This window comes from Solibacillus merdavium (assembly GCF_014836935.1).
In the GTDB taxonomy this organism is placed as follows: domain Bacteria; phylum Bacillota; class Bacilli; order Bacillales_A; family Planococcaceae; genus Solibacillus; species Solibacillus ferritrahens.
Genome location: NZ_JACSPW010000015.1, coordinates 45,385 through 69,130, shown reverse-complemented (window position 1 = coordinate 69,130; position 23,746 = coordinate 45,385). Strand labels below are relative to the sequence as shown.

The 23,746-nt window shown below is 37.9% G+C and carries 18 protein-coding genes; 4 read left to right on the top strand and 14 right to left on the bottom strand.

Annotated features, from left to right (window positions below):
• The first annotated feature begins 25 nt into the window (after positions 1–25).
• A complete protein-coding gene (locus H9632_RS14830) occupies positions 26–580 on the top strand; it encodes a GNAT family N-acetyltransferase (protein ID WP_191704849.1) in 555 nt (184 codons plus the stop codon).
• Positions 581–751: 171 nt separating this feature from the next.
• Here H9632_RS14830 and H9632_RS14825 read toward each other — a convergent pair whose 3' ends face one another.
• The 5 genes from H9632_RS14825 to H9632_RS14805 all read right to left on the bottom strand — a co-directional run bounded on the left by H9632_RS14825 (position 752) and on the right by H9632_RS14805 (position 10,616).
• Positions 752–2,251: a methyl-accepting chemotaxis protein gene (locus H9632_RS14825; RefSeq protein WP_191704848.1), complete on the bottom strand. Its 1,500-nt coding sequence runs from the start codon at positions 2,249–2,251 to the stop codon at positions 752–754.
• A gap of 824 nt (positions 2,252–3,075) precedes the next feature.
• Positions 3,076–3,681 (bottom strand): response regulator transcription factor, encoded by a 606-nt coding sequence (locus H9632_RS14820; RefSeq protein ID WP_191704847.1) that lies wholly within the window; start codon positions 3,679–3,681, stop codon positions 3,076–3,078.
• Positions 3,678–4,781: a sensor histidine kinase gene (locus H9632_RS14815; RefSeq protein WP_191704846.1), complete on the bottom strand. Its 1,104-nt coding sequence runs from the start codon at positions 4,779–4,781 to the stop codon at positions 3,678–3,680. The genes H9632_RS14820 and H9632_RS14815 overlap by 4 nt, the downstream gene beginning before the upstream one ends.
• 9 nt (positions 4,782–4,790) lie before the next feature.
• Positions 4,791–5,909, bottom strand: a complete 1,119-nt coding sequence (locus H9632_RS14810) for a DUF418 domain-containing protein (protein ID WP_318247708.1) — start codon at positions 5,907–5,909, stop codon at positions 4,791–4,793.
• Between the two features lie 327 nt (positions 5,910–6,236).
• Positions 6,237–10,616, bottom strand: a complete 4,380-nt coding sequence (locus H9632_RS14805) for an S-layer homology domain-containing protein (protein WP_191704845.1) — start codon at positions 10,614–10,616, stop codon at positions 6,237–6,239.
• Positions 10,617–11,384: 768 nt separating this feature from the next.
• On the opposite strand from H9632_RS14805, the gene H9632_RS14800 reads away from it, so the two are divergent.
• Entirely contained in the window at positions 11,385–12,236 is an 852-nt protein-coding gene (locus tag H9632_RS14800) for a CAP domain-containing protein (RefSeq protein WP_191704844.1), read from the top strand.
• A 346-nt stretch (positions 12,237–12,582) separates the two neighbouring features.
• Positions 12,583–13,767, top strand: a complete 1,185-nt coding sequence (locus H9632_RS14795; protein WP_191704843.1) for a CaiB/BaiF CoA transferase family protein — start codon at positions 12,583–12,585, stop codon at positions 13,765–13,767.
• Positions 13,768–13,833: 66 nt separating this feature from the next.
• Here H9632_RS14795 and H9632_RS14790 read toward each other — a convergent pair whose 3' ends face one another.
• The 3 genes from H9632_RS14790 to H9632_RS14780 form a co-directional block, all read right to left on the bottom strand.
• On the bottom strand, positions 13,834–15,294 hold the full coding sequence (locus tag H9632_RS14790; RefSeq protein ID WP_225223865.1) for a Fe-S-cluster redox enzyme: 1,461 nt from the start codon (positions 15,292–15,294) through the stop codon (positions 13,834–13,836).
• 169 nt (positions 15,295–15,463) lie between these two features.
• Positions 15,464–15,982, bottom strand: a complete 519-nt coding sequence (locus H9632_RS14785; RefSeq protein ID WP_191704842.1) for a hypothetical protein — start codon at positions 15,980–15,982, stop codon at positions 15,464–15,466.
• Between the two features lie 74 nt (positions 15,983–16,056).
• On the bottom strand, positions 16,057–17,418 hold the full coding sequence (locus H9632_RS14780) for an acetamidase/formamidase family protein (RefSeq protein WP_191704841.1): 1,362 nt from the start codon (positions 17,416–17,418) through the stop codon (positions 16,057–16,059).
• Positions 17,419–17,627: 209 nt separating this feature from the next.
• Here H9632_RS14780 and H9632_RS14775 point away from each other — a divergent pair, with 209 nt between their 5' ends.
• Entirely contained in the window at positions 17,628–17,981 is a 354-nt protein-coding gene (locus H9632_RS14775; protein ID WP_191704840.1) for a YbgA family protein, read from the top strand.
• A 75-nt stretch (positions 17,982–18,056) separates the two neighbouring features.
• Here H9632_RS14775 and H9632_RS14770 read toward each other — a convergent pair whose 3' ends face one another.
• The 6 genes from H9632_RS14770 to H9632_RS14745 form a co-directional block, all read right to left on the bottom strand.
• Complete coding sequence (locus H9632_RS14770; RefSeq protein WP_191704839.1) at positions 18,057–18,839, bottom strand: glucose 1-dehydrogenase; 783 nt, start codon at positions 18,837–18,839, stop codon at positions 18,057–18,059.
• Positions 18,840–19,361: 522 nt separating this feature from the next.
• Complete coding sequence (locus H9632_RS14765) at positions 19,362–19,994, bottom strand: 3-oxoacid CoA-transferase subunit B (RefSeq protein ID WP_191704881.1); 633 nt, start codon at positions 19,992–19,994, stop codon at positions 19,362–19,364.
• Positions 19,991–20,689 carry a CoA transferase subunit A gene (locus tag H9632_RS14760; RefSeq protein WP_191704838.1) on the bottom strand — a complete coding sequence of 233 codons (699 nt, stop codon included), beginning with the start codon at positions 20,687–20,689 and terminating at the stop codon, positions 19,991–19,993. Before H9632_RS14760 ends, H9632_RS14765 begins: the two co-directional genes overlap by 4 nt.
• 53 nt (positions 20,690–20,742) lie before the next feature.
• Positions 20,743–21,045, bottom strand: a complete 303-nt coding sequence (locus tag H9632_RS14755; protein WP_191704837.1) for an AtuA-related protein — start codon at positions 21,043–21,045, stop codon at positions 20,743–20,745.
• A complete protein-coding gene (locus H9632_RS14750) occupies positions 21,032–22,372 on the bottom strand; it encodes an acyclic terpene utilization AtuA family protein (protein ID WP_191704836.1) in 1,341 nt (446 codons plus the stop codon). Before H9632_RS14750 ends, H9632_RS14755 begins: the two co-directional genes overlap by 14 nt.
• Positions 22,369–23,661, bottom strand: coding sequence for a CitMHS family transporter (locus tag H9632_RS14745; RefSeq protein ID WP_191704835.1), 1,293 nt, complete (start codon positions 23,659–23,661; stop codon positions 22,369–22,371). The genes H9632_RS14750 and H9632_RS14745 overlap by 4 nt, the downstream gene beginning before the upstream one ends.
• Between the last annotated feature and the right edge of the window lie 85 nt (positions 23,662–23,746).

Genomic DNA, 23,746 nt, shown 5'->3' with positions numbered 1-23,746 from the left:
AAGACATAATAATTGGAGAAAACACATGAAAAATAGTAATCAACTACTTGAAGAACACAGTGAATTGGAAAGCGAGCGTCTCTTTTTACGTCCGATTTCTCTTACGGATGCCGAAGATATGTATGAATATATGGCGGATGAGGAAACAGTTAAGTTCCTATTCGAACCCCATAAAGAGCTGACTCAAACGAAGAAAATGATAGAAAATTATTTTTTGAAAGAGCCTCTTGGCAAGTATGCACTCATGTTAAAGGAAAGTAATAAAATGATTGGGGCAATCGAGTTCCGCGTCCACGAATGGAACAAAAGCGGTGAACTCGGATTTACGATGAACAGAAGTTTCTGGGGAAAAGGCTATATGAACGAAGCCGGAAACTTAATACTCGATTTAGCCTTCAATAAGCTAGGCTTAGAACGGGTATTTTCGGAGTCCGACACTAGAAATGCAGCATCTTCAAAATTGATGAGCCGTTTAGGTATGACCCATGAAGGCACAATGAGAAAAAATCATATGATCCGCGGAACACTGGTGGATAGTGTGTATTACTCTATTTTAAAAGAGGAATATCAACAGGCTTAACGCTTGAAGAAGTTATAATAACTAGATAAAAATAATTCCCTTCATTCTCTACTTAGAATGAAGGGAATTTATTTTTTAAGAGTCAGCCTTTCCTACTGTTCAACTCCCCTTTAAACATATACCTTATACCTTTTCCGGCTAACGGTTCATCCTCGTACCTCGGTATATGGATTATTTAGTTAAGGCAATTAGCTCTCGATTTAAAGTTTGAAGTTTTTCTGTTGCCTCACCAATCACTTCTAGTAATTTATTTTCCTCTAAGATAGAAGAAACAATTTCTTCTGTAGCCGCACTATTTTGCTGGGACGCAATTGATAGCATATCAATTTCACTTAATAGTTGGGTGAACTGGTTGCTAACCTTTTCAATCGCAAGAGCACTTTTCTTCATATTGGCGTTTGAAATATCACTTGAATTCTTGACATTATTGAAGACAGTCGCAATTTCTTGTAATAATTTTTGCCCTTCTAACGCAGTCACTTGACCGTGCATAGATTGTTCCTGTGCCGCTGAAGATTTTGTGAAAAGCTGAGAAGTAACTCCGGTAATTTCCGACGCCGTTACTGCACTTTCCTCTGCTAGCTTTCGAACTTCATCTGCTACTACCGCAAAGCCTTTCCCATGTTCACCGGCTCGTGCCGCCTCTATCGCAGCATTTAATGCCAACAAATTCGTTTGGTCGGCAATACTTTTAATACCACCTAGTAAATCATTCACCGTCTGTAAGCTACTTTGCAAATCTTCCATCGTAATTACTGTCATATTCATCGATTCGCTTAAGACATCCATCTGCTTCGTTACCTGATCCACATTTTGTGCATTTCTAGATAACTGCTCATTTACTTGTTGTGAATGATCCATTGCTTCTTGAGATAAATCAACTGTTTGTGAAAGCTCTAGCTTCGATTCATGCATCATATTATGCATTGCAGAAATTGACTCCGCTTCACTATGTATAGATTCAGCAATTTGCTGTGTTGAGTTTAAAATTGTATCGCTCACGGTTGCTAACGCATTTGATGTACTTTTCACATCATCCGTTTCTGTACCTAACGTATAAGCACTTTGTTCAATCTTTACTACTAATTCCTTCGTTTCTTGCAGTAGCAGACTTGTCTCTTGCTCTCGTTTTTGCGACCCAGAAACTAATTGGCCGCCCCATTCATTTAGTTTAATTAACATATATAAAACTCCGTTATATACGAAAAATACTGTAAGAAAGCCCGTGAACGATTGATTTTCCCCTAAAAATTTTTCCGGAGCTAAAACGTAAAGTAACACCACACAAATTTGTACAATAAGTGCGTATGTAAACAAAATCTTTCGACTAAAATAAATTGCTGCCATTACAATTGTAATAAAAACTAAGTAATGCTTATTTAATGTAAAACCATCTAATAAGAATAATGCAAATACTGCCGTTCCGGGTAATGCCGCAAATAAGACTGCCTTAACAGTATCAGGGTGCTTCAAAAAATAATTTAAGCCTGCACACGCTATCACACCAACAGCAGTTAAAATATACAATATCGCCCCGTTAAATCCATTATCAACGATTAGTGGAATTATGATTATCGCCAACAGGAAGCATGTAATTTTTAAGTTTAACTGATGAACCCTTTGAAAATTAAATGTAAAAGGTTTACTTTCCATAAGATTATTTTCCTCCATTCATATCACCTCTTCTAATTAATTACCAGTTCCAATTATTATATTACCATTATAATTAAATACATATTTAATTATAAAAAAGTAATTTATCCCCAAAAATTCTATTGTTATAGTATTCTAACATTGATGAATCTCAATTTTTGGTTATTTGATTAAATATACCATAAAACCACAACTTTTTCCTTACCTATTAGCTACTTGTTCCCAATTTTTTTTTAGCAACAAAAGCTATTAAAATATGAATAGGTATCCCAAAATACTGCGATGAGTTAACAGAAAATCATTATATTCATATAATTAAATACGAGGAAATACCTACTGATAGTTATCAAGTAAAGAGAAAATTCAATCTTCAACTTTCAGGAATAAACTAAAAAGGAAAATTATATAATTAATTTGATTTATAATGCAACAGATGCAGGTGTATTAAATACACACAGGATATTAAAGACTATCTAAAATTTATTTGCTTATAAACAAAGTGGCTGGGACATAAGTAGAAATTTCATTAAATAAGAGAAGGATTCTTATTAAGAAATTTACACCCTATCTATAGATTGATTGGAGTGGAGGGGGCGAACCCAGGGAGAACAGCATTATTTGTTTGGAGACGAGTAACCGTAGGAGAAATATCTTCCAGAAAGCGTCCCCGTAACGGAAATCAATTCTGGCAGAAGCAGAAAAATATCGATTTTCCCAAAAGGAAAAATCGATATTTCTCATATTGTCCCAGGTTTTTTAATAAAAAACTGCACTTACTTTATAGTACGGTTCTCCATATTCCCTGCTAATTTCTATTAATTAAATAGCTACCTATTTAAAAACTAAATCCAGCCCTTTTCAACCGCCTTTTGCACAGCCTGCTGCCTTGTTTCAACTTCTAGCTTTTGAATAGATAAAGATAAATAGTTGCGGATTGTGCCTTTAGTAAGAAATAACTTTTTACTGATTTCATTTGTCGTATAGCCATCCTTCACGAGCTTTAGTACATTGATTTCCCGTTCATTTAGAGGATTTTTTTCATTCATAAATAAAGTTGCAGCAAGATCCTGGCTAATCACTCTTTCACCTTGCATAATTTTACGTACAGCGCCAATTACATATTGGATAGGCTCATCTTTAAGCACATACGCATCAATATGAAGATCCATAGCTTCCTGCAAATAACCGGCCCTTGCAAATGTTGTCATAATCATGATTTTGCATGGAAAATTGTGATTGCGTATTTTCGCAGCTACTTCCAAACCGGATAAATGTGGCATTTCAATATCCAAAATGCATACATCTGGCTTTTCTTTTTCAATTAAAGTCCATGCTTCTGCTCCATCTGCTGCCTCACCTACAATATGTAAATCCTCCTCAAGCTCCATAATGGATATTAAGGCGCCCCTCAACAACTGCTGATCCTCGGCGATACAAATTTTAATCATGTTTCATCCTCCTGTATTGAGTACAGTGGTATTGTCAGGAACACTTTTGTTCCCTCCTGATCATACGTCACTTCGGCATTTCCCTTTAATGACCTCATCCGTTCCTTCATTGTAAATAACCCATTTCCTTGCTGTTTATTGGATAAACCGATTCCGTTATCGATAACAGCTACTTCCACTCGGTCCTCTATCTGGTAAAGGTGTATTCTGCAAGTAGCCGCATGACTATGCTTCACAACATTTGTTACTGCTTCCCGGATACTATAGGCAAGCATCGTTTCCTGCACACTGGACAGTAGAATATTTGTAAGCTGATACTCAATCTGCACACGAATACCGGCATTCTTAAGTAGCTGCTCACAATGCTTAAGTTCTTCCTGCAAGGATAAAAAGTTCATTTCCGATATAATCTCACGCACCTGCTTATGTGCTGTGCGGACTGTCAGTATAATGTCATCGAGCTCCTTTTGAATCCGGTGATCATCACTTGGCACCAGCCGGGAAACAAGCTCTGTTTTCACCTTGATGACCGTTAACGTATGCCCTAAAGTATCATGCAGATCACGGGCGATTCGCTGACGTTCCTGCTGCATTGCAATATGTACTACCGCTTCATCAACTTCACGTTGAAGCAGCTTGGATTTCTCAATATAATAGCGTAACCACGGCAGCAGCAAAATAAAAACCATAGCCGCCAATACAATTGACTGTGCGTTTGAAAACAGCACATCCTGATAGCGCCAGACGAGACTGGCAAGAAGGAGAAAATTTATACACGTAGCAATCCATAAAACACGCCGATTGACAGCGCGTCCAACAAAGTCTGCAAAGGCAAACTGAAAGAAGATCCACTGTGGACCACCTATATAGGCCAAGTACGCCGTAATGACAAAACCAAGCACGGTAGCAGGAAGCAATAGACCATCCTGATACCACAGCGCTATGTAATAGGCGCCTAAATAAACGGCTATAAATACAATTTTAAAAACAAGTGACGGAATCTGTTCCGAGACGACAACCGCATAGCTAAACAGCAGGACCGTCAGTACATCAATGATTAAATAATATCTTGCCTGACTTTTAGGATACCATTCCAGCATGTCGCCCCCCTATCTTTCCAGCCTCTGCAGCATTCCTTTCCGCAGCCATTCGATTGGTCCATACGGAAATTTAGCTAACCAAACATTTGCCAATATAATTTGTCCCACTACTATCATACAAAAAATACCTATAATTTCCACACTATTTACATTACCACCAAGACCTAAACCCCAGCCGTAGAAAATAGCTGTGGCAGTAAGGTTTTGCAAAATGTAACAGCTTAAAGACATACGCCCCGTTTTCTCAAGCCACTTCCACATTCCCCATGTACTGCACTTCCGAACAATAATAGCAATCAGTCCTATATAACCTAATGCCAGCACAGGGGCAAATATATATCGGACAGGCAAATCAAATAAACCACCTGGTACAAAAGTTAATACATTCAAGGGCAATCCTAGACATAGCCCCCAAGTAAGAAGCTTCCGCTGAATAGCAATGCCGCGCTCCGTAAAGGAGAAAGCACCGCTGCGCATAAGTTTTATCCCAACAATAAATAAGCATATATTTAAAGGAAGTATGAAAATCGCCTCTGCTCTAAAAAACATAAAATTCGCAAGGCGATTTTGGACCTGCTCCAGCCACGATCCTTCTGCATAAATCGCAATTAACTGTGGAGAGCTCGCCATTGAAAATGCGGGACCAAGCAGCATTGAAGTAAAAATAAGAGCAAGCATTCCTAAATGTAAAGCTCCAGCAACCCATAACGCCCGTGTCATCGCCCGTTCCCCGCGCTTTAGTATGACAGCGATAATTGCGGCAGTAACGGCATAGCTCATAAGCACATCATATTCCATTACAAATACGTAGTGCAGAAAGCCTTCCACCATTAAAAATACAATCACCCACTTATACATCCCAATCCAAGGTTTATTACGTCTGATGGACTGCTCGTATTTTATCGCCATCCCTACTCCGAACATAATCGTTAACATGCCAAGCAACTTACCGTTAAACACAAACAGTACAAGCATGCGTAAAATATCATCCATATTCGACCAACTGCTAAAATCCGTGGTCGTTATATACTTGAGATCCCCTAAATGGGCAAAAATCCAAATATTCGTTCCTAGTGTCCCTAAAATGGCGATACCTCTTAAAATATCGATTAATGCAATACGTTTCATCTTCATGCCCTCCATTTCCGTACCTTTATCGTACATTGGAGGTCACTTACGAAAATATCGACAGGCGTCAGTAAATACTAATGACACCTGTCATTTTTATTAAGATATATTCTTTTAAGTTAGCTCTGTCCGTGATTTGTATATAATAAAGAAGCGTTAAATCTTACCTTAATTCACCAAATATTAAAGGGGTTTAGATATTGATAGAATGGTAGCCATTATGATCTTTAACAAAAAAAAACCAATCCTACGTAGCTTTGGCCACTGTAAGATTGGTTTGAATCTGTTGTTATTTGTACTGTTTTCACACCAGGTGTAAAATATTTATTACTTTGTGATTTCAATATAATCTTGTGCCATTGTTTTATGTTTTGCCCATACAATATTTCCGTATTTATCAACGGTAAACATATAAATTTTATGTCCTGTTTTGAATACATCTGACGCTCTAATTTTACCTGTTTCTAATGGCAACACTTGACTCTTACCTGCGCTTCCGTCAATCATATCAGATCCATAAATATAAATTGGGCTACTTGATGATACAGTATTAGTTCTTACTGCATTTATCACTTCTTCAGCAGTCGGTTTAATCGTCGTTGTTCCGAGAACAACTGCATAATAATAACGTTGTACTAAACCTAAATCTACATCAAAATCTACAGATAAATTTAGCTTTTTAGAACTTGTTTCTACTATTGTATCTAACACATAAGGTGTGCTTAATTGTGCAATTGACATTTGATTAATAATAGACGCTGGATAAATATAAGTTCCAATTTTCGTCGTATCAAAGCCATTTTGATCTTTATAATCGTAAACAGTTGCTCCTGTAGTATCTTCTTTCATCTTCACTCGGAACGTTTGCATAGCTGCTCGTGCATTTTTCGGACGAATAATTAACTTAGATTCGCTTGTAGTACTTGTACCTACTGAATAACTTACAAATTCATAATCGTTAATATCTGCACCGTTAAATTCCAAAATTGAGGATAGATTAAACGTACCACTTGCCGGTATTGCCGTCTTATTATAATTTGATAATCCGCTTAAATCATCCTGACGCATAATTGCTTCATTAAATGTAATTGTAAATGTGGTTTCCATAAACGATGAGTTAAATGAATTACTTTGTCTAGTAACTAATCCATCATTTTTAATATGAGGGTTTGTGCCATCCATATAAAGCGTCTTCTTCATCTGCGGACCTTTTGGCTCGTCTTCCTCAATTACTACGGCTGAACTCTTCTCTAAAATTGTAAAGTTTCCAATTGTATCAACTGCCCCTATATAGAAGCCATATTCTTCGTGAGCTGTTAAGTTTAGAAGATTTTCCCTTGGAATATCAATAAATGTACCTTTACCTGTTGAACCACCTATATCCTTTGCCCCTAAAGATTTAAACTTATTAAATAAATCTGGTGCATTGGCTGTTGTGCTTAACACAGCCGTAATATCTTTTAAAATTCCCGATGCATCAAAGTAATCAGTATTTAATACATATACTTCTTTGCCATCTACTGTTTCTTTTTTATATTTTCTTACAGGTAATACATAGAAGTTTGCTTTCTCATCGACATTGGCTGTGAATTTAATCTGTGTATCGCTATCTTTCACATTTTCAATCATGACACCTGTTACTAACGGTGGCTTTACATCATCAATTAAATTTTTATTCATAATCTCCGAAAGCTGTCCCGAACGATCCTTTAACACCATGTAAATTTTGTAGCTTTTAAACGGGTCCCGTGGAGGTGTTCCCGGTTTTGTTACATCAAATTTAAATGTTCCTAACGGCGCAGGGTTTTGACCGTTTCCGATATAATGATTTTCTTTATCTAACGGTGGCGCTTTTTTAAACTTCCCTGTAATAACTTTCGGGTCATTTGAAAATTCATCTACAAAATCACGGCTCGTAATATCTTTAAAATCAAAATCATTTGGTAAAATCATGTAGTAATAAGTACCGGCTTTCTTTGCCTCTACCTCTACTTCATATTTATTTGGACCAGTAATTACATTTTTAATTGTTAATTCTGGTTTCACCGAATCCGTGTGATTGTACTGAGCGTAGTTTCTTGGTTCTACACCTACCGCTACTGTCTCTTTATTTTCAAATTCATTTTCAGCTAAGTCTTTTACACCTTTTAATACCGTCGCAACAATCGTATCGCCGTTTACTAGAGAGCTGACTGCAGGAATCGTTAAGCGAATTCGCTTGTTCGAGTATTGTACCTCGACTGGTTTCATTTCCTTATGTCCGGAAATATTCACAATACCTGTACCGGATAATAAATAGTTATCCGGATTTTCAGCTGTTGCCTTGTCCAGTTCTTCACTTACGTTAATATAGAAATAGCCTTTTTCCTTATCTGCCAATTGAAGCTCTGGCGGATCCAGTACATACGGATATGTCGTATCAGGCGCTTCCGTCTTCAATGTAATTTTCGGAGCGGGGTTGCGCATTTTATTTCCTGATTTATCCACCATTACAGCATAAATTTCGTACTCTGTATTTGGCTTAATGTCGCCTATCGCTGGGCTTGCACCGTATTTTGTTTCGGTAATGACAACATCGTCAGGCTTTGCAATCGTACCTTTACCTGTATAACGTTTCATAATTTCATCAACAGTTGGATCAGGTAATGTAACTGGTGATTTCTCACGGATATAATAGTAATATTCGCCAGGCTCTGTAATTCCTTTGATGACAAACTGTACACGCTTCCCGCCGTACATTGTTTCCCCTTTGTCCAAGCGGAATGTAGGTGGTCGGTTATCAATCGTCGAGAACTCCTGCTCCTCTTTTTCCGATACGTTATCCATTTTATCGATGACAATGGCATAAATAACATAATCTGTCATTGTTTCTAAGCCGTTTACTGTAAACTTAACTGGCTCGTCCATTACGAGTGGACCGTTGCCATTGTATTTAGTGCCGCCTGTTTTAATCTCGTTAATCGTTGGAGCTTTTTCCTTAGCCGGTTTTACAACATAGTAGTAAGTTCCATCTTCATCAGCCGTTAATGTTACGTCCGCTGTCGATCCTCCAGCAGCCACATCCAACTGCGTAATCTTTGGTCCAGTAACATCCGGAATAATCGTATTTTCTACCGGATCACGATCTACTGCTTTCCCATTTTCATCTTTTATATAGCCAATGTTCGGATCATCCGTTTTATAATCATCAAAAACATCATTCACCGTTTTGTTTGGCGGAATAATTGCGTTCGTAATATAAACATGTGAGCCAATATCGGTAAAGCCATGGCTTGAAGTAATGTAATAATAGTCGTATGTACTATCTGTTTTAAACGACACATTTTTTAATGTGTTTTTGTATACATACTGGATATCATGCACACCAAAAACCGATACATTGTAGTCTGTGTCGATGTACATAGCATTCGGACTTGCATATAGCTCAACATTTGCCACATTTCCTTGTAATGTCAGACGGTCGATTTCGTAATTGGCTTTTACAAATGTACGATCTGACGTTACATATAGATGACGGATATCCGAGTTTTCAAAGTCGACATATTTCTTTAAGTTCGACATGCGGTCCGTATACTTCTGTAAATGAGGTGGCTTTGTTGGGTCTGGTTTCTCTTGTAATGTTTCTTTATCAATTGGGTTCAGGAACTCTTCATTTTTTGGGACAGTCGGTTTTTCCCAATCGATGAATGATGCAACATTGCCAACACTTGCAATACGTATATTACTTAGTGAAGCAAGCGAACGTCTCGGTGCTTCCGCCACTTCCACACGCCCGGTAAAGTTTATATTTTTAAAACGCACATAGCTACCATGTACAATAAGCTCTCCTGCAAAAGAAGAATAGCCGCCATCAAGCGCCAATAATCGCGAAGAATTTCCGCTCGCATTAATCGTCAGCTTCGAAATGTTTTGAACCGTATTTCCTGAAAAATTCCCTTCAATAAAGGCACCTTGCAATACATTTTTATTCGCTGCATTTAAAATGCTTCGTAAATGTGGCGCAATCGTATGTGCAACACCGTTTATGTAAATTTGATTGCCAGTAATATCGCCAATCGCATATACAGGATTGCCTCGATCTGCTTTTTCCGCACGCCAAATAAATGTTGCCATTTGTGCGCGTGTTACTGTATTAAATGGATCAAATGAAACAGGTGTCTTACCCTTCGTCACATTCAGATCATATAGTGTTTGGATGAAGTAGGCATTCGCATTTTTTGCGTTAACATCCTTAAACCCATGGTTAAGCTTTGAGGAAACCCCAAATTTGAAACCAAGTGTTAAAATTTTCGCCATTTGCCCGCGAGTAATCGGTTCTTTTGGCTTAAATGTTTTATCGGAATACCCGTTAATAACCCCTGCCTCTGCCAATGCTGCAATGTAGCGGTAATTTGGATTGCTCATCTGTACATCTTTGAAGCCTGGGTTTTTTGGATTTGTTATATTAACATCAATCGTTAGTGCCAGCATTTTAGCGGCATCTTCCCGAGTAATGGCTTGATTTGGTTTAAATGTGCCATCTGAGTAGCCTGTCGCAATTTTGCGGCTAGCTAAATCTAAAATGGGCTCATAATAATCTGCAAATGGATTTAAATCGCTAAATGAATAGGCATTTGTCTGCTGCGGCATTGCCACTATGACACCACTCGCTGCTAAAACTGTTGCGACTGTAGCCTTCGAAAGCTTTTTCCCTTTTTTCGAATCCATGTTAGAGAACCCCCCTTTTTTGAAGTGTCGAATCATGGTACATCTTTTTAGCACGTACACTCTTTATATCGGCCGATAGTGCCCAAAACTGTATCAAATTTATGTAGTTTTTCTTTTTAAAGAAGGAAAATCGTTCACATATTACTTAAAAGAAGTATCCTCTACTTCTCTTTAAACAAAAAGGAACGGTTTTGCTTTTCGATTTGAAAATCAAAAAGCAAAACCGTTCTATTAATAAATAGCCAACCATTCATACTTTACCCCCGCCAAAATAGTTCTAATCACAAGCCTTCGATACACAAATGATAGCCACTGCAAGACGCCGTATATAATTGTCTATTTTCATTGATTTTATTATTAATTTGTTCACCTTTTTCATAGGTCACTCAAAAACAGTTCTAATTACCTAGTTTGAAATGACAAAAATGTGAATTTCAAAATTCCATTGAAATAAAATAAACTATAATGTTATATTTTACTCCTTAATACATTTTTATTTTTAATTTATGAACTTTAATTCTAATTATCATTTCTATATATTTCTATTATGAAATAGTTAAAACAAGGAAATAATTAACTTTAAAATAGGTGTTTTTTCACTTAATATATATTAACTTTACTAGTTATTTCACCCATATACAATCATCTCCCATGAAATTTCATGAGGAATTACGCTAATATAGTATTCGTGAGTAATAGAATTAGAAATATAAAATATAAATATAATATTATGTGAGATATTCATTGAAATCGAAAAAGGGGAAAGAGATGAATCCAGACGTTCTTATTCCATTAATAACTGAGTCTACGGTAGTCACAAAAACAACAACGGTCAAAACTTTTGCATCAGAATATGATTTAGAATGGAACAACCCCTCGTTAAACTATACAAATTTCCATTTAATTGGCATTAAAGATAGCATTGCGGTAGCCGGCTATGAAACTCGCATTGGGCAAGCGATCTGCGGTATTTCCATCGGCGACTCGCGTCAGGCAGTAAAAGCCCTATTCGGTGAACCAATAACACATATTACGAAAAACAATCGACGCTTCAGACAGTATTATGATGATAAATACAATGTTGAAACAAGTGGTACTTATTTAATCGATCGCCAATATGTGACATTCTTTTATGATGTACATAAAAATTTTCAAGTTCGATCAATTATGGCGATTGATGCCGAGACAGAGATGTCCAAAGTAGGCTTCTTTGCTGTGCCATCAATAGCTTTACGGGACGGGTTTGAAGATTTGATGATGGATTTAATGAATGAATCCCGCGTTTTTGAAGGATTACATCCGCTACAATATACACCCGAATATAATGTTATTGCCCGCAGCCATAGCATGAACATGGCCACTAACAACTATTTCGCTCATATGGATATGCAGGGGTTACGAGCGGGTGCCCGCATGAAAAATGGTGGGATGACATTTAATTGGTGGGGAGAAAACTTAGCATGTGGCCAATATAGCGCCATTCACGCACATGAAGCGTTAATGAATTCCTTGACTCACCGGGAGAACATTTTGCGTGAGGAATTTACCCACGCTTTTGTTGGTGTAGAATTCAATAGTCAAAACTTGCCTTACTTTACTATCAATTTTTATTCCTTATAATTCACAGGGTCGTATTAGAGTAATCATTACTTTTAATACGGTCCTTTTTTTCAATACTTTTTACTTGTCCCATTTGTGAATGATTGTCTAAAACACCCACTTTTTTCTACAACTTTTGTTACATTTGCTTATTTTCGCACTATAATTTTCAGAGTATTTAAAATATAATAATAGAATACTATTGAAAAGGGGTTGCTGTTTTCTAATTAGTACAGCCAAAAATAAAACATACATCTTTTATAATAAAAAGGATAAATATAGGAATTTTTATCGCAAGCTGTTATAATACTGTTAAATTTATAATTTTCTGTATTAATACAATGTGCAATTAATAAGGGGGATGGGCATGACAATTTTAAATGGATTAAAAATACTGGATTTTTGTTCACTATTACCGGGACCATTTGCAACGATGATGTTTGCAGACTTAGGAGCAGAAGTCATTCATATCGAATCAAATCGACGAGTGGATTTAATGCGTATAATGCCGCCTTATGATGATGAGAAAGAATCCTACATTCATCAGCATTTAAACCGCTCGAAAAAATCATTGCAACTGAATCTGAAATCTCAAGAAGCCGTTGATATCATTAAAAAGCTGGTGAAGGATTACGACATTATTATCGAAGGTTTCCGACCAGGTGTCATGAAACGTCTTGGCATTGATTATGATACACTGCGCGAGATCAACCCGCGCCTTATTTACTGTGCTATTACAGGTTACGGTCAAACGGGTCCATTTGCCACACGACCGGGTCATGACAATAACTATTTATCAATTGGCGGTGTGTTGAATCATTCGCGTTTAAAGGACAAAAAACCTGTTGCTATGGGAATTCAGATTGCAGATATAGCCGGGGGGACTATGCATGCTGCCATCGGGATTTTGGCAGCGGCACTGCATCGCGAAAAATCCGGAGAAGGAAAGTTTATTGATGTGTCCATGACTGATGCCATGTTTGCGATGAATGCTCTATACGGTACTCAATACCTTGGAAGCGGGCGACCTCCTCAACCAGAAGAGGAAATTTTAAATGGCGGAACATTTTATGATTATTACCGTACAAAAGACGGGCGGTATTTTTCGGTCGGCAGTCTAGAGCCACAATTCCGTAAGCTATTATGCGAAGCACTTGAAATTCCGGAACTAATCGACAGCACATTCAATGATTCATCCTATACACAGCAGCGGTTTAAAGAAGCGGTAACGGACGCCTTTTGCACGAAAACATTTGACCAATGGCTTGAAATTTTCAATGAAGATTTTCACGGCTGCGTTGAACCCGTCCTAACATTCGATGAAGCGTGCAACCATCCACAAATCCAGGCACGCAATATGCTCGTTGATGTGAAAAAATCAGATGGCTCAACACAACGCCAAATTGGCACAGCACTAAAAATTAGCGGTGTAGAACCTACCTATCAATATGTCGGGGCAAAAATGGGCGCACATACGGCGGAAATTTTAAAATCTTACGGCTATAGTCAAGATGATATCGAAAAACTCACAGAAGATGGCGTCTTAAATTAAAAGTAAAAGGTGAATCCCGATTCCAAAGAATCATTGATTCACCTTTCTTCAACTATGCTTTTTTAGTTAACGGGTTACCATCACGCGATGCTCAATAAATTGACGCAAATTATGAAAATGAGCCGGTACGAGTAAATACTTCTTATATACGGCCAATAACTTTTCCACTAAGTTATCTTCCTCTGCATAAAACAGGATTTTCAGGAGATTACAAACATGCTGAGATGACATTATAGCAATCGCATGATACGAACTCCCCGCATTCAAATATTCACTTTGCCAGGTCGCGAGCGATTCCCGTACTTTATGGATAGAGCCGTCCACTAAAATGGCGATATCGCGCTGAACCGTTGCCTCAATTTTATGTAGAATATCCTCATAGTCAGCAGATTGCAACAGCTCGAAAATTGCTGTACAAGTTACAAGCTCATAGTTTTTCAATAACTCGATCCCTTGCTCAAATTTCTCCTCTTTTACTATGCTATCAATGAGTTCATAAAAAACATGCTCTAAATAGTTTTTTCGATAATGCTTAACGAGTGCGTATGGCTGTGGATTCATGCTGCTTAATACATCCGTATATTCTACGACAAGCTCAATGGCGTGGTTATTCAATCGCTCTTCTTCAATCAAGTACATACCCTGCATCAAAATATTTTTGTAATCCTTTTTAAAAACAGCCTCTTGGAATAGCATGTATCCGAGCAGCGTGTACTCTTTGTTGTTGAGCGCAAACTGCCCGGTCGACCAATTCCGCTGCAGTGTATAGATGCATTTGCGGAGCTTTAACATATGGCGGCGCCCACTCGTAAAATGTGTGCGGACATTCAATAGATGGAGCTGCTTTAATTCATCAGATTTCGGATTTTCGAAATCGATTTTTTGTACCAGCTTATGAACGATTGTCGCCACTCGATTAACGGTTAATTGCCCGACAAGCAGTGCTTTAAAGGTTGTCATTAATTCCGCAGGGCGTGAAATTTTCTTCAAAGGAAGCTGTAGAAATAGCGAATATATTTTTTTGGCACCAATTACCTGCCAGAACTTTTCGTGCTCACAATAGATGGGCTGTACAAGAAAACAATTGTTGATTTTATATACATAGATTTTAGTAAGCCCTGTTTGTGAACTCGGTGTTCTAATAGGCTTTGCAAAAATAAATTCTATAAGCTGATCAAATTCGACTTCCCCTTGCGTATGTAAAAATGTGAATAGTTGTTTACTGTTTTGTGGTTCTGCAAAAAATTGTTCCATCTTTTCATTGGCCATATCGACATTCATATTGGCCTTGCTAAAAGAATCGTAAAAAAACAAATTAAATTTACCCCAATAGTATTTCAATAGCTGAAAACAAAATTTCTCCGCACGCTCCTGCTTTAGCAAAAAGTCGTCACTATACATGGGGGCGCCCCAAATAGGGGGTTGTTTATCAAACAGAGATCGTTCTTCCAAAGCTTGCTCTAGCCTCTCCCCTATTTGTCCATTCGTTTGTTGAAAGAGCTGCTCATCAAATGAAAGCAACAACAATATCACCCTCCTTCCCTACGCCTATTCTCTATAAAAAATATAACAAAATTTAGAAGTGCATGAAAAGAAAATTAATTTTTTCCATAAGAAAAGCATACCGCTCTACTAGTCCGGATTAGAATGGTGGTGTACTCATACGAACTCAAGTAGCAATCGATATGCCCTTTCACTATTTAGTATGCTCAATAGATGTAACAATCAGTTTTGATGGATTTGCTTGTACAGGCATGCTGCGTGTTGCCCGGTCATAGAAGACAAATAGCATTTTCTCAGTCAATTCGCTCCGATCCACTCGCTTCCCGGTTAAATCCACTATTTCCGTTGATTCATTAATATGGAGCTTCAGATTCAGCTGTTCGCAATAGAGCATTTTATCAAATGCACCTACACATACTTCCCCTTTTTTGTCATACTGATCAAAAATAACGAGCAGTGGTGTAATATGTGGGGGTGAAACCATGGGCGACGGACTTTTGGAGTCAACGAACACAATAATTTTCGCCTTCACAGGGATGGCCGAAATACCGATTTGATATCCGTCCTTTGTCATTAATGGCGTTTTTGATGTAATTTGAAAAATCGCTTTTTTACTTTCGTCCTTTTCACTTACGGCTTCTATAGTGCCCATACCCGACTGAACGCCAATGGAGATGACAATTGCTTCTATTTTCCTGATTAATGGTTGCATAGCATCATCCCTTCTATTTTTCTATTACAATTCTGTTTCCCGAAAAATAATTGATAAAAACTCTTCATTACTCGTTAATCGTACTGGCGTTTGATTGTTTTAAAGAGTCTAGCCTTTTTTAGAAATGATTTAGGAATTTGAACAGTAACGGTTACGACACCGGGATGGCGACCTATTTCAATCGAGCCCGTTATAGTCGCGCGGTTTCTCACCTCATCGACCGTTAGTTCAAACAGTTTTGCTATACGCTCAAGTGCATTGTCTGTTGCTATGTTTAAATTTTGCCCTGTACCGACAACCGATAACGGGAAACTATCTTCCACCTGCTTCACACCAAACTCTTCCGCCAGCTCACGTGCTATGCGCTTCTCTTCTTTAGAAAATGGCTTAGCTGTATACGGTAAGTCCTCTACATTCGGGAGGATAATCGGCCCTTCCAAGTTCACTTTCTTTAGGACACTCACCTGTAGCTGCACAATACCCGCTACATCTGTCGTATGGCCGGCAATTTCTCCATCACCTTGCATCGCATGCATATCCCCCACATAAACACCGCCACCTGGTACTTTTACAGGACAGATGACTACAGCCCCTTCACGGACACGGTTTATATCCATATGTCCATCTGTGCGGTGGATATCAAGCTCATCTTCCGTCATCGTAAATTCGTGTGGTGCTCCGATTAAAAATGAGCCAAAGTCGCCGGCATTATGGGAATCCGGCATTGCCTTGGATGGTGTTGTTCCTAGCTGCCCTACAAAGGGCCGCATTCTTGCCATGACACCAATTAAATCACTTGGTCCAAATGCCGTAATGGGGTTTTGGACAGACTTTTCTGGTGTTCGCATAAAGTTCTTGGCATCCTGGGCAATTCGGCGCGCCGCTTCTCTGCCAACAGTCAAGCCGATATCACCTTTAGGATTAAACGCCATCGTATAGCCATTCGAAATTTTAAACGGTGTAGTATCTGTGCCACATGTAACACATTTTACCGACTCCTGGCCAATGCCCTGTACGATGGTCGTCGGATGCAGCTTTCCACAGCCCGGACACTTCACTTTTACAAATGGATCTCCGATAAATCGATCCACCTGCGCTTCATCCGTCCCCGAAGATGTAGCAATCGATGTCACTTGGACCGACTTAATTTGTATAACGATTGCGTCCCCTACTTCCGCGCCTTCCACATACACAGGTCTTGTCACTTCATGTCCACCGCGTATTATCGGCGTAATCATCGGTCCCCAACACCCCGGTGCTGTATTGGCAATAATCGTACCACCATCTTTAACTGGTCCCAACATCGGTGCGTTTGGATTTAGTACCCCATCTGTAAATTCATTAACGAATAATGTTTCGGCAGCTTGAACAGCTGGCTGCTCTGGATTCAATAAATCTTCTTGTTGTTCAAAGCTAGGTGCAAGATCGTTTAGCATAAAAAATCCTCCTCCTATAAATTTTAAGTATATTCAGTTAATTTAAAAGGTATTTCTTTTATATCCCATCATAATGAAAAAACCATAAAAATATGCTCTTAATATATTATACAATTTTTTACATACTAATATCGAGGCGATTTCTTAACAAATGTAAAACTTTTCTTTATCTTATATAATGATGACAAAAAAGCAGGAGGTGTCGTTGCATGAACAAAAAGCATACTGAGCATTTATGGCGGGAGGAAAAATATCATGTAATGTTTCATAGCCAGAAACACTATAACGCCATCCGGCAAGCAATGAAGGATAATTTATCGTATGACGAGGTCGCTCAGCTCATAACAGATGCACTTAACCAAAAACCAACAAACGGCAGTATGCGCAATGCATGCCAGCATATGTGGGGATACTTTAAAAAATGTGCCAGTGCCGAAGAAAAAATGCAGTATGAACGTTTATTGGAAGAAGCGAATTTTAGCGGACTATTAAAGTTCCTAAAAGGATTGGCTCGGAAATATGAAGTGAAATATTTAATCGAAAGCCGCATTTTGAAGGATTGAATTACTGAGAACCGACCATTTGAAAAATAAAAAACCTATAAAAGCGTTTTTTACTTCGCTTTTATAAGTCATTGATTAATATTTATAAGATTGCCCGCCGTCGATTGGGATGACAGCGCCATTAATGAAGTCAGCTTGAGTAGATAATAAAAACGCCACTAAGTAACCTATTTCTTCTGGTTTACCAAAGCGTTTCATCGGATTACCTTGTACAAATTGTTTGCCTGCTTCTTCCCAGTTATCGCCGCCTATTTGACGCAAAGATCCTTCTACCATTGGTGTCATAATCGCACCAGGGGCAATTGCTTTTACAGAAATCCCGTACTCACCGTATTCAACCGCTGAGTTTCTTGTTAATCCAACTACGCCATGCTTACTCGCAGCATAGCCTGACTGATTTCCGACCCCCCGGATTCCACCGACAGACGCCGTGTTAACAATCGATCCATAGCCTTGTTCCTTCATCACCTTCAAAACATACTTCATACCGTAAAATACACCATTTAAATTGATCGAGACAACTTTTTGGAATTCATCGACCCCATAGTCTTCTGTTAAATCTTGCTTCCCTTCTACTCCAGCATTGTTGAGGAAGGCATCAATCTTGCCGAATCGTTCCACCGTTTGATTGACAAAGTTCTCTACTTCACTTTCCGTTGCAACATTTGCTGTTACTAGAAGCGTCTCTGCATTTGAAGCAACTTCCTGCACCTTTTTCTTTGTGTCATCTAACCCGGCCTGATTTATATCAACGAGCACTAGCTTAGCGCCTTCTTTTGCCAGCTGTAATGCTGCAGCCTGTCCTAATCCCGAGCCTGCACCCGTTACAATTACGACTTTTTCTTCAAAACGATTCATGAGTTGTCCTCCTTTATAATAAAAAGCTCTCTATCACAACTTATTATTTTCTTTTTAACTGAACTTTATAGCCTTAAAAGAGAATTTAGTTTTCCAAATATTAAATATAGTACGATGATGGAAAAACAGGAGAGGCGAGCGATGTTATAAGGAAACGTTCGTTCTCTTAATAATTCGGAAAAATATTTAACAATATGGAACAAGTGGTTCTCATAGAGTAAACGTATAAAAGAAGTCCAAATATAAAATGGGAGTTTCCCTCAAACTTTGAGAAGTAGCCTCGGTGTAGATAGAAATTGCAAAATTCCACTCTTCCACATTTGCGAATGGAATTTTTTATGATGGTTGAAACGCAGAAAAACCCCCTCTCAACCCTTGGCTTACAAGGATTGAGAGGGGATTTTGTTGATTTTATTGTATAAGTGGAAATTTCAACCTTCTATTTTTTACATTTATGGGGAAGTGGGCTAATATTACATTTTTTATACCTATTTCCTATCTTCAAAGAGCAATTAATCACTTTTATAAATTCACAACAAATGAAGCTTCTGTCTTTTCTTTAACTTCCTCTAATGTGACTTCTGGTTGTAATTCGATGAGAATCATTTCTCCATCCTTGAAATCAAAAACTGCTAATTCAGTTATTAATCGATGAACGACACCTTTACCTGTAAGTGGAAGAGAGCAAGTTTGTTTAATTTTTGTTTCACCATGTTTATTCGTATGCTCCATAATCACAACAACTTTTTTTGCACCTACTACTAAGTCCATTGCTCCTCCCATACCTTTAACTAGTTTTCCTGGAATCATCCAGTTAGCTAGATCACCGTATTGAGAGACTTCCATTCCACCTAAAATCGCTACATCAATATGTCCTCCTCGGATCATAGCAAAGCTTTCTGCACTATCAAAATATGAAGCGCCTTTGCTAGCTGTAACAGTTTCTTTACCCGCATTTATTAAATCCGCATCTACTTGCTCTTCCGTAGGGTAAGCCCCAATGCCAAGCAAACCATTCTCAGATTGTAGAAACACTTCATAATCTGAAGGTATATTATTCGCTATCAATGTGGGCATTCCAATGCCTAAATTTACATACATCCCATTTGAAATTTCTTGAACAGCACGTTTTATAATCACATCTCTAGACACTATGCATTCTCCTTTACAACGAGACGTTCAATGCGTTTTTCATAATTTTGACCAACTACTATACGCTGAACGTAAATACCCGGTAGGTGAATAAAGTCTGGATCTATTTCTCCAACCTCTACTAATTCCTCCACCTCTACTATAGTTATTTTAGCAGCCATGGCAGCTAATGGATTAAAATTACGAGAGGTTTTCCGGAATACTAAATTACCACTTTTATCTGCTTTCCATGCTTTAACTAAAGCAAAATCCCCTTTAATTGCGGTTTCTAATAAATACGCTTTACCATCGAATTCTTTCACTTCTTTGCCTTCTGCAATAGGTGTTCCAACGCCTGTTGCAGTGTAAAACCCGGGAATACCCGCCCCTCCAGCTCGAAGTTTCTCAGCTAAGGTACCTTGTGGTGTTAATTCGACTTCTAGCTCTCCTGATATAAATTGTTGCTCAAAAGTTTTATTTTCACCAACATAGGATGCAATCATTTTTTTTATTTGTTTATTTTTAAGTAATAAACCTAATCCAAAATCATCTACTCCACAGTTGTTACTCACAACGGTTAAATCTGTTACATCCTTTTTTTCTAACGCCGCAATTAATTTCTCAGGAATACCACACAGACCAAATCCACCAGCAATAATAGTAGAACCATTCGTAATATCCTCTACTGCATGTTCAAATGAATCGTATACTTTCTCCATTTCAACCCCCCTGAAAAGATAACTCTTATTTTTTTAGAACTTAATTTTAAGGCTTATGATAGTTCTAATTCTAATATGCTGTAACTTAAGGTTTTCCCATGCGTGTCCATTGCTAATGATGTAGTAACTCCCGTATCTAAAGCTTCGTGACAAACAAATTGCAATGCTCCTAGAGAAGGAAGTTCATAACGCTCAACATCTCCTAATACGATGCCTTGTAAGTGATCTTTCACTTTGTCGACTGTTACTTGTTCTAAAAGCAATGGATAGTTCTCTTTTTTAAAAGCAATAATTGACATGGTTAAAGTATTACCTTTATCACCAGTTCTACAGTGTGCCACCTCATATAATTTCATTTAAATGAACCTCCTTCTTTTCAGTACTAATTTCGATTTGGTTCTCCTCAATAAAAGTAGAAACGATACCTACGACATCCACAATATTTTTACGTGCCCCACCACCACCAGCTGGACCATTTGTATATAACGCTTCAACTTCCTCACCAATTAATGCTGCTAAACTTGAACTCTGTGTCTTACCAGCAACTCTAAGTCGAACTTCATAAGGTTCGATTTGTCTAAATGCTTTTCTATGAGTAGCATTTACACCAATCAAATCTACCCTAAAATCTGTGTATAAATGACGAATTCTTTCAGAAATGATTTCCCCAGCTAACTCAGCACGTGCTAATGCATTTTCTCCGGCATATGAGATTTCGCCTTCGCCAATAAAGCCAGCATTATAGCCAATACTTACTTTTAATTTTTCAGGTTTCCCTACGGCAGTAACACCACTTACTTTAATAGTGCCAGGATTAATTTCTTCAAAAACCACTTTCGAGAAATCGGCAATGATATCAGGTGTTGTATATGCAGTAGGATTCAAAACTTCATAAAGCAGTTGTTCTTTCATTGTTTGTAAAGTAATTTGACCACCTGTATTTTCAACCTTGCTAAAAATAGCTGTTCCATCATTTGATACATCTGCATAGGGGAAACCAAGATTTGCTAAATCAGTAACATCTTTTTTACCTGGATCTGCAAAATACCCTCCTGTAAGTTGACCTGCACACTCTAATAAATGGCCAACCACTGTTCCTTGCGCTAAATAATCTAATTCGTTAAGCGGCCACTTAAATTCATGTATCATTGGTGCTAGAAATAAAGATGGGTCTGCAACACGCCCTGTGATAATAATCTGAGCATCTGATTGTAAGGCAGACAATAATGCATTTGCGCCAATATAAGCATTTGCAGACAAAATTTCCCCATAGTCACTTAATGATTTGCCTGTTTCCCACACCGTTTCATCTAATGAAATTTTTGAAAGGACATCGTCTCCAGTAACCACAGCGACTTTAATCGAAATTCCTAGCTGGTTTGCTATCTCCAAGATTTTTTCCGCACCTGCTTGTGGGTTAGCAGCCCCCATATTCGTGATAATTCGTGTTGCTTTGTTTTTTAATTTAGGCAGTAAACTTTGCATACGCTTCTCTAAGAGAACATCATATCCTAATGAAGAATTCGCTTTTTTTCTTTTTTGAGCTAACGCTATCGTTCGCTCTGCCAAACATTCCAGAACCAAATAATCTAAATTAGCTTTTTCTAATAAAATTTCAGCAGGCTCGATACGATCACCAGCAAACCCAGTACCTACACCAATTCTAATTGTGTTTTTTTTCATATAGATATCGCCCCAATCAATACAGCTACTATTGTCATAACAATTGTTGTCATAAACGCCCACTTAAAAATGAATTTTTGATGATCTACTAGATCTACTTGTGCTAATCCAATTAAAATAAATGTTGAAGCAGTTAAGGGACTTAATGGGAATCCAACTGTCATTTGACCTAAAATTGCTGCTCGTCCAATTTCATGTGGGTTAATGCCCAATGAAGAAGCAGTTTCAGCAATTACAGGTAACACCCCGAAATAATATGCATCAGGTGTAAAAACAAGACTCAAAGGCATACTAGTAATTGCTACAATTACAGGTAAAAAGCGCCCCATAGAATCAGGAATAACATTTACTAATGCAAGTGCCATATCTTCAATCATTCCTGTACCATTTAGTATTCCTGTAAAGATACCTGCCGCGAATATCATTGTAGCAACTAAAAGCACACTCTTAGAATGCGCTGCAATACGCGCCTGTTGGTCATCGTGTTTTGGATAGTTAACCATTAATGCTGCTACAAAAGCTAATACAAATAATATTGGCATCGGTAACCATGCGCCTACTAAAGAAACTAATAGTGCGATAGTTAATAAAAGATTATAAATAAATAGTTTTGGTTTTCTTAATTTCTTTTCTTCTTCACTAACTGAAAATTGTAAATCTGACTCGTCTAATTGAATAATACCTAAACGTTTTCTTTCCTTTAATCCAATTAATGCCGAGGCAATAATAACCCAGACAATTCCGGCTAACATTGCAGGAATGACAGGATTAAAAATATCTTTAGCTTCAGCACCTAAAGTTGTCATGGCACGTGCCGTTGGACCACCCCATGGAATAATATTCATTACACCCGCACCTAAAGCGACAACACCAGCTAAAACCAATCTATTAATTCCTAGTTTTTTATAGATTGGTAGCATAGCCGAGATTGTAATGATAAACGTAGCTGAACCATTACCATCTAAATGTACTACCATTGCTAAAATAGCTGTACCTACTACCACTTTTAAAGGATCACCTTTTACAACCTTTAAAATGAATTTAATCATTGGGTCAAATAATCCTACATCTAACATAAGACTAAAATATAAGATAGCGAACACAAGCATAATACCTGTTGGAGCAACCGTTGATAATCCACTTAACATCATCTCGCCTAGCTCTAAACCAAATCCCCCAATTAGACCAAATATTACTGGCACCATTACTAATGCGACAATTACCGAAACTTTTCTTGTAAATATTAATGTTAAAAATACACCGATTGTTAGAAATCCTAACAAAGCCATAAAACCCCTCCTTTTTCTGTTTTGTATACAGAAAATTCTATTACAAACGATATTGTTAGTAAAAGGAATAATAGGAATATTAATC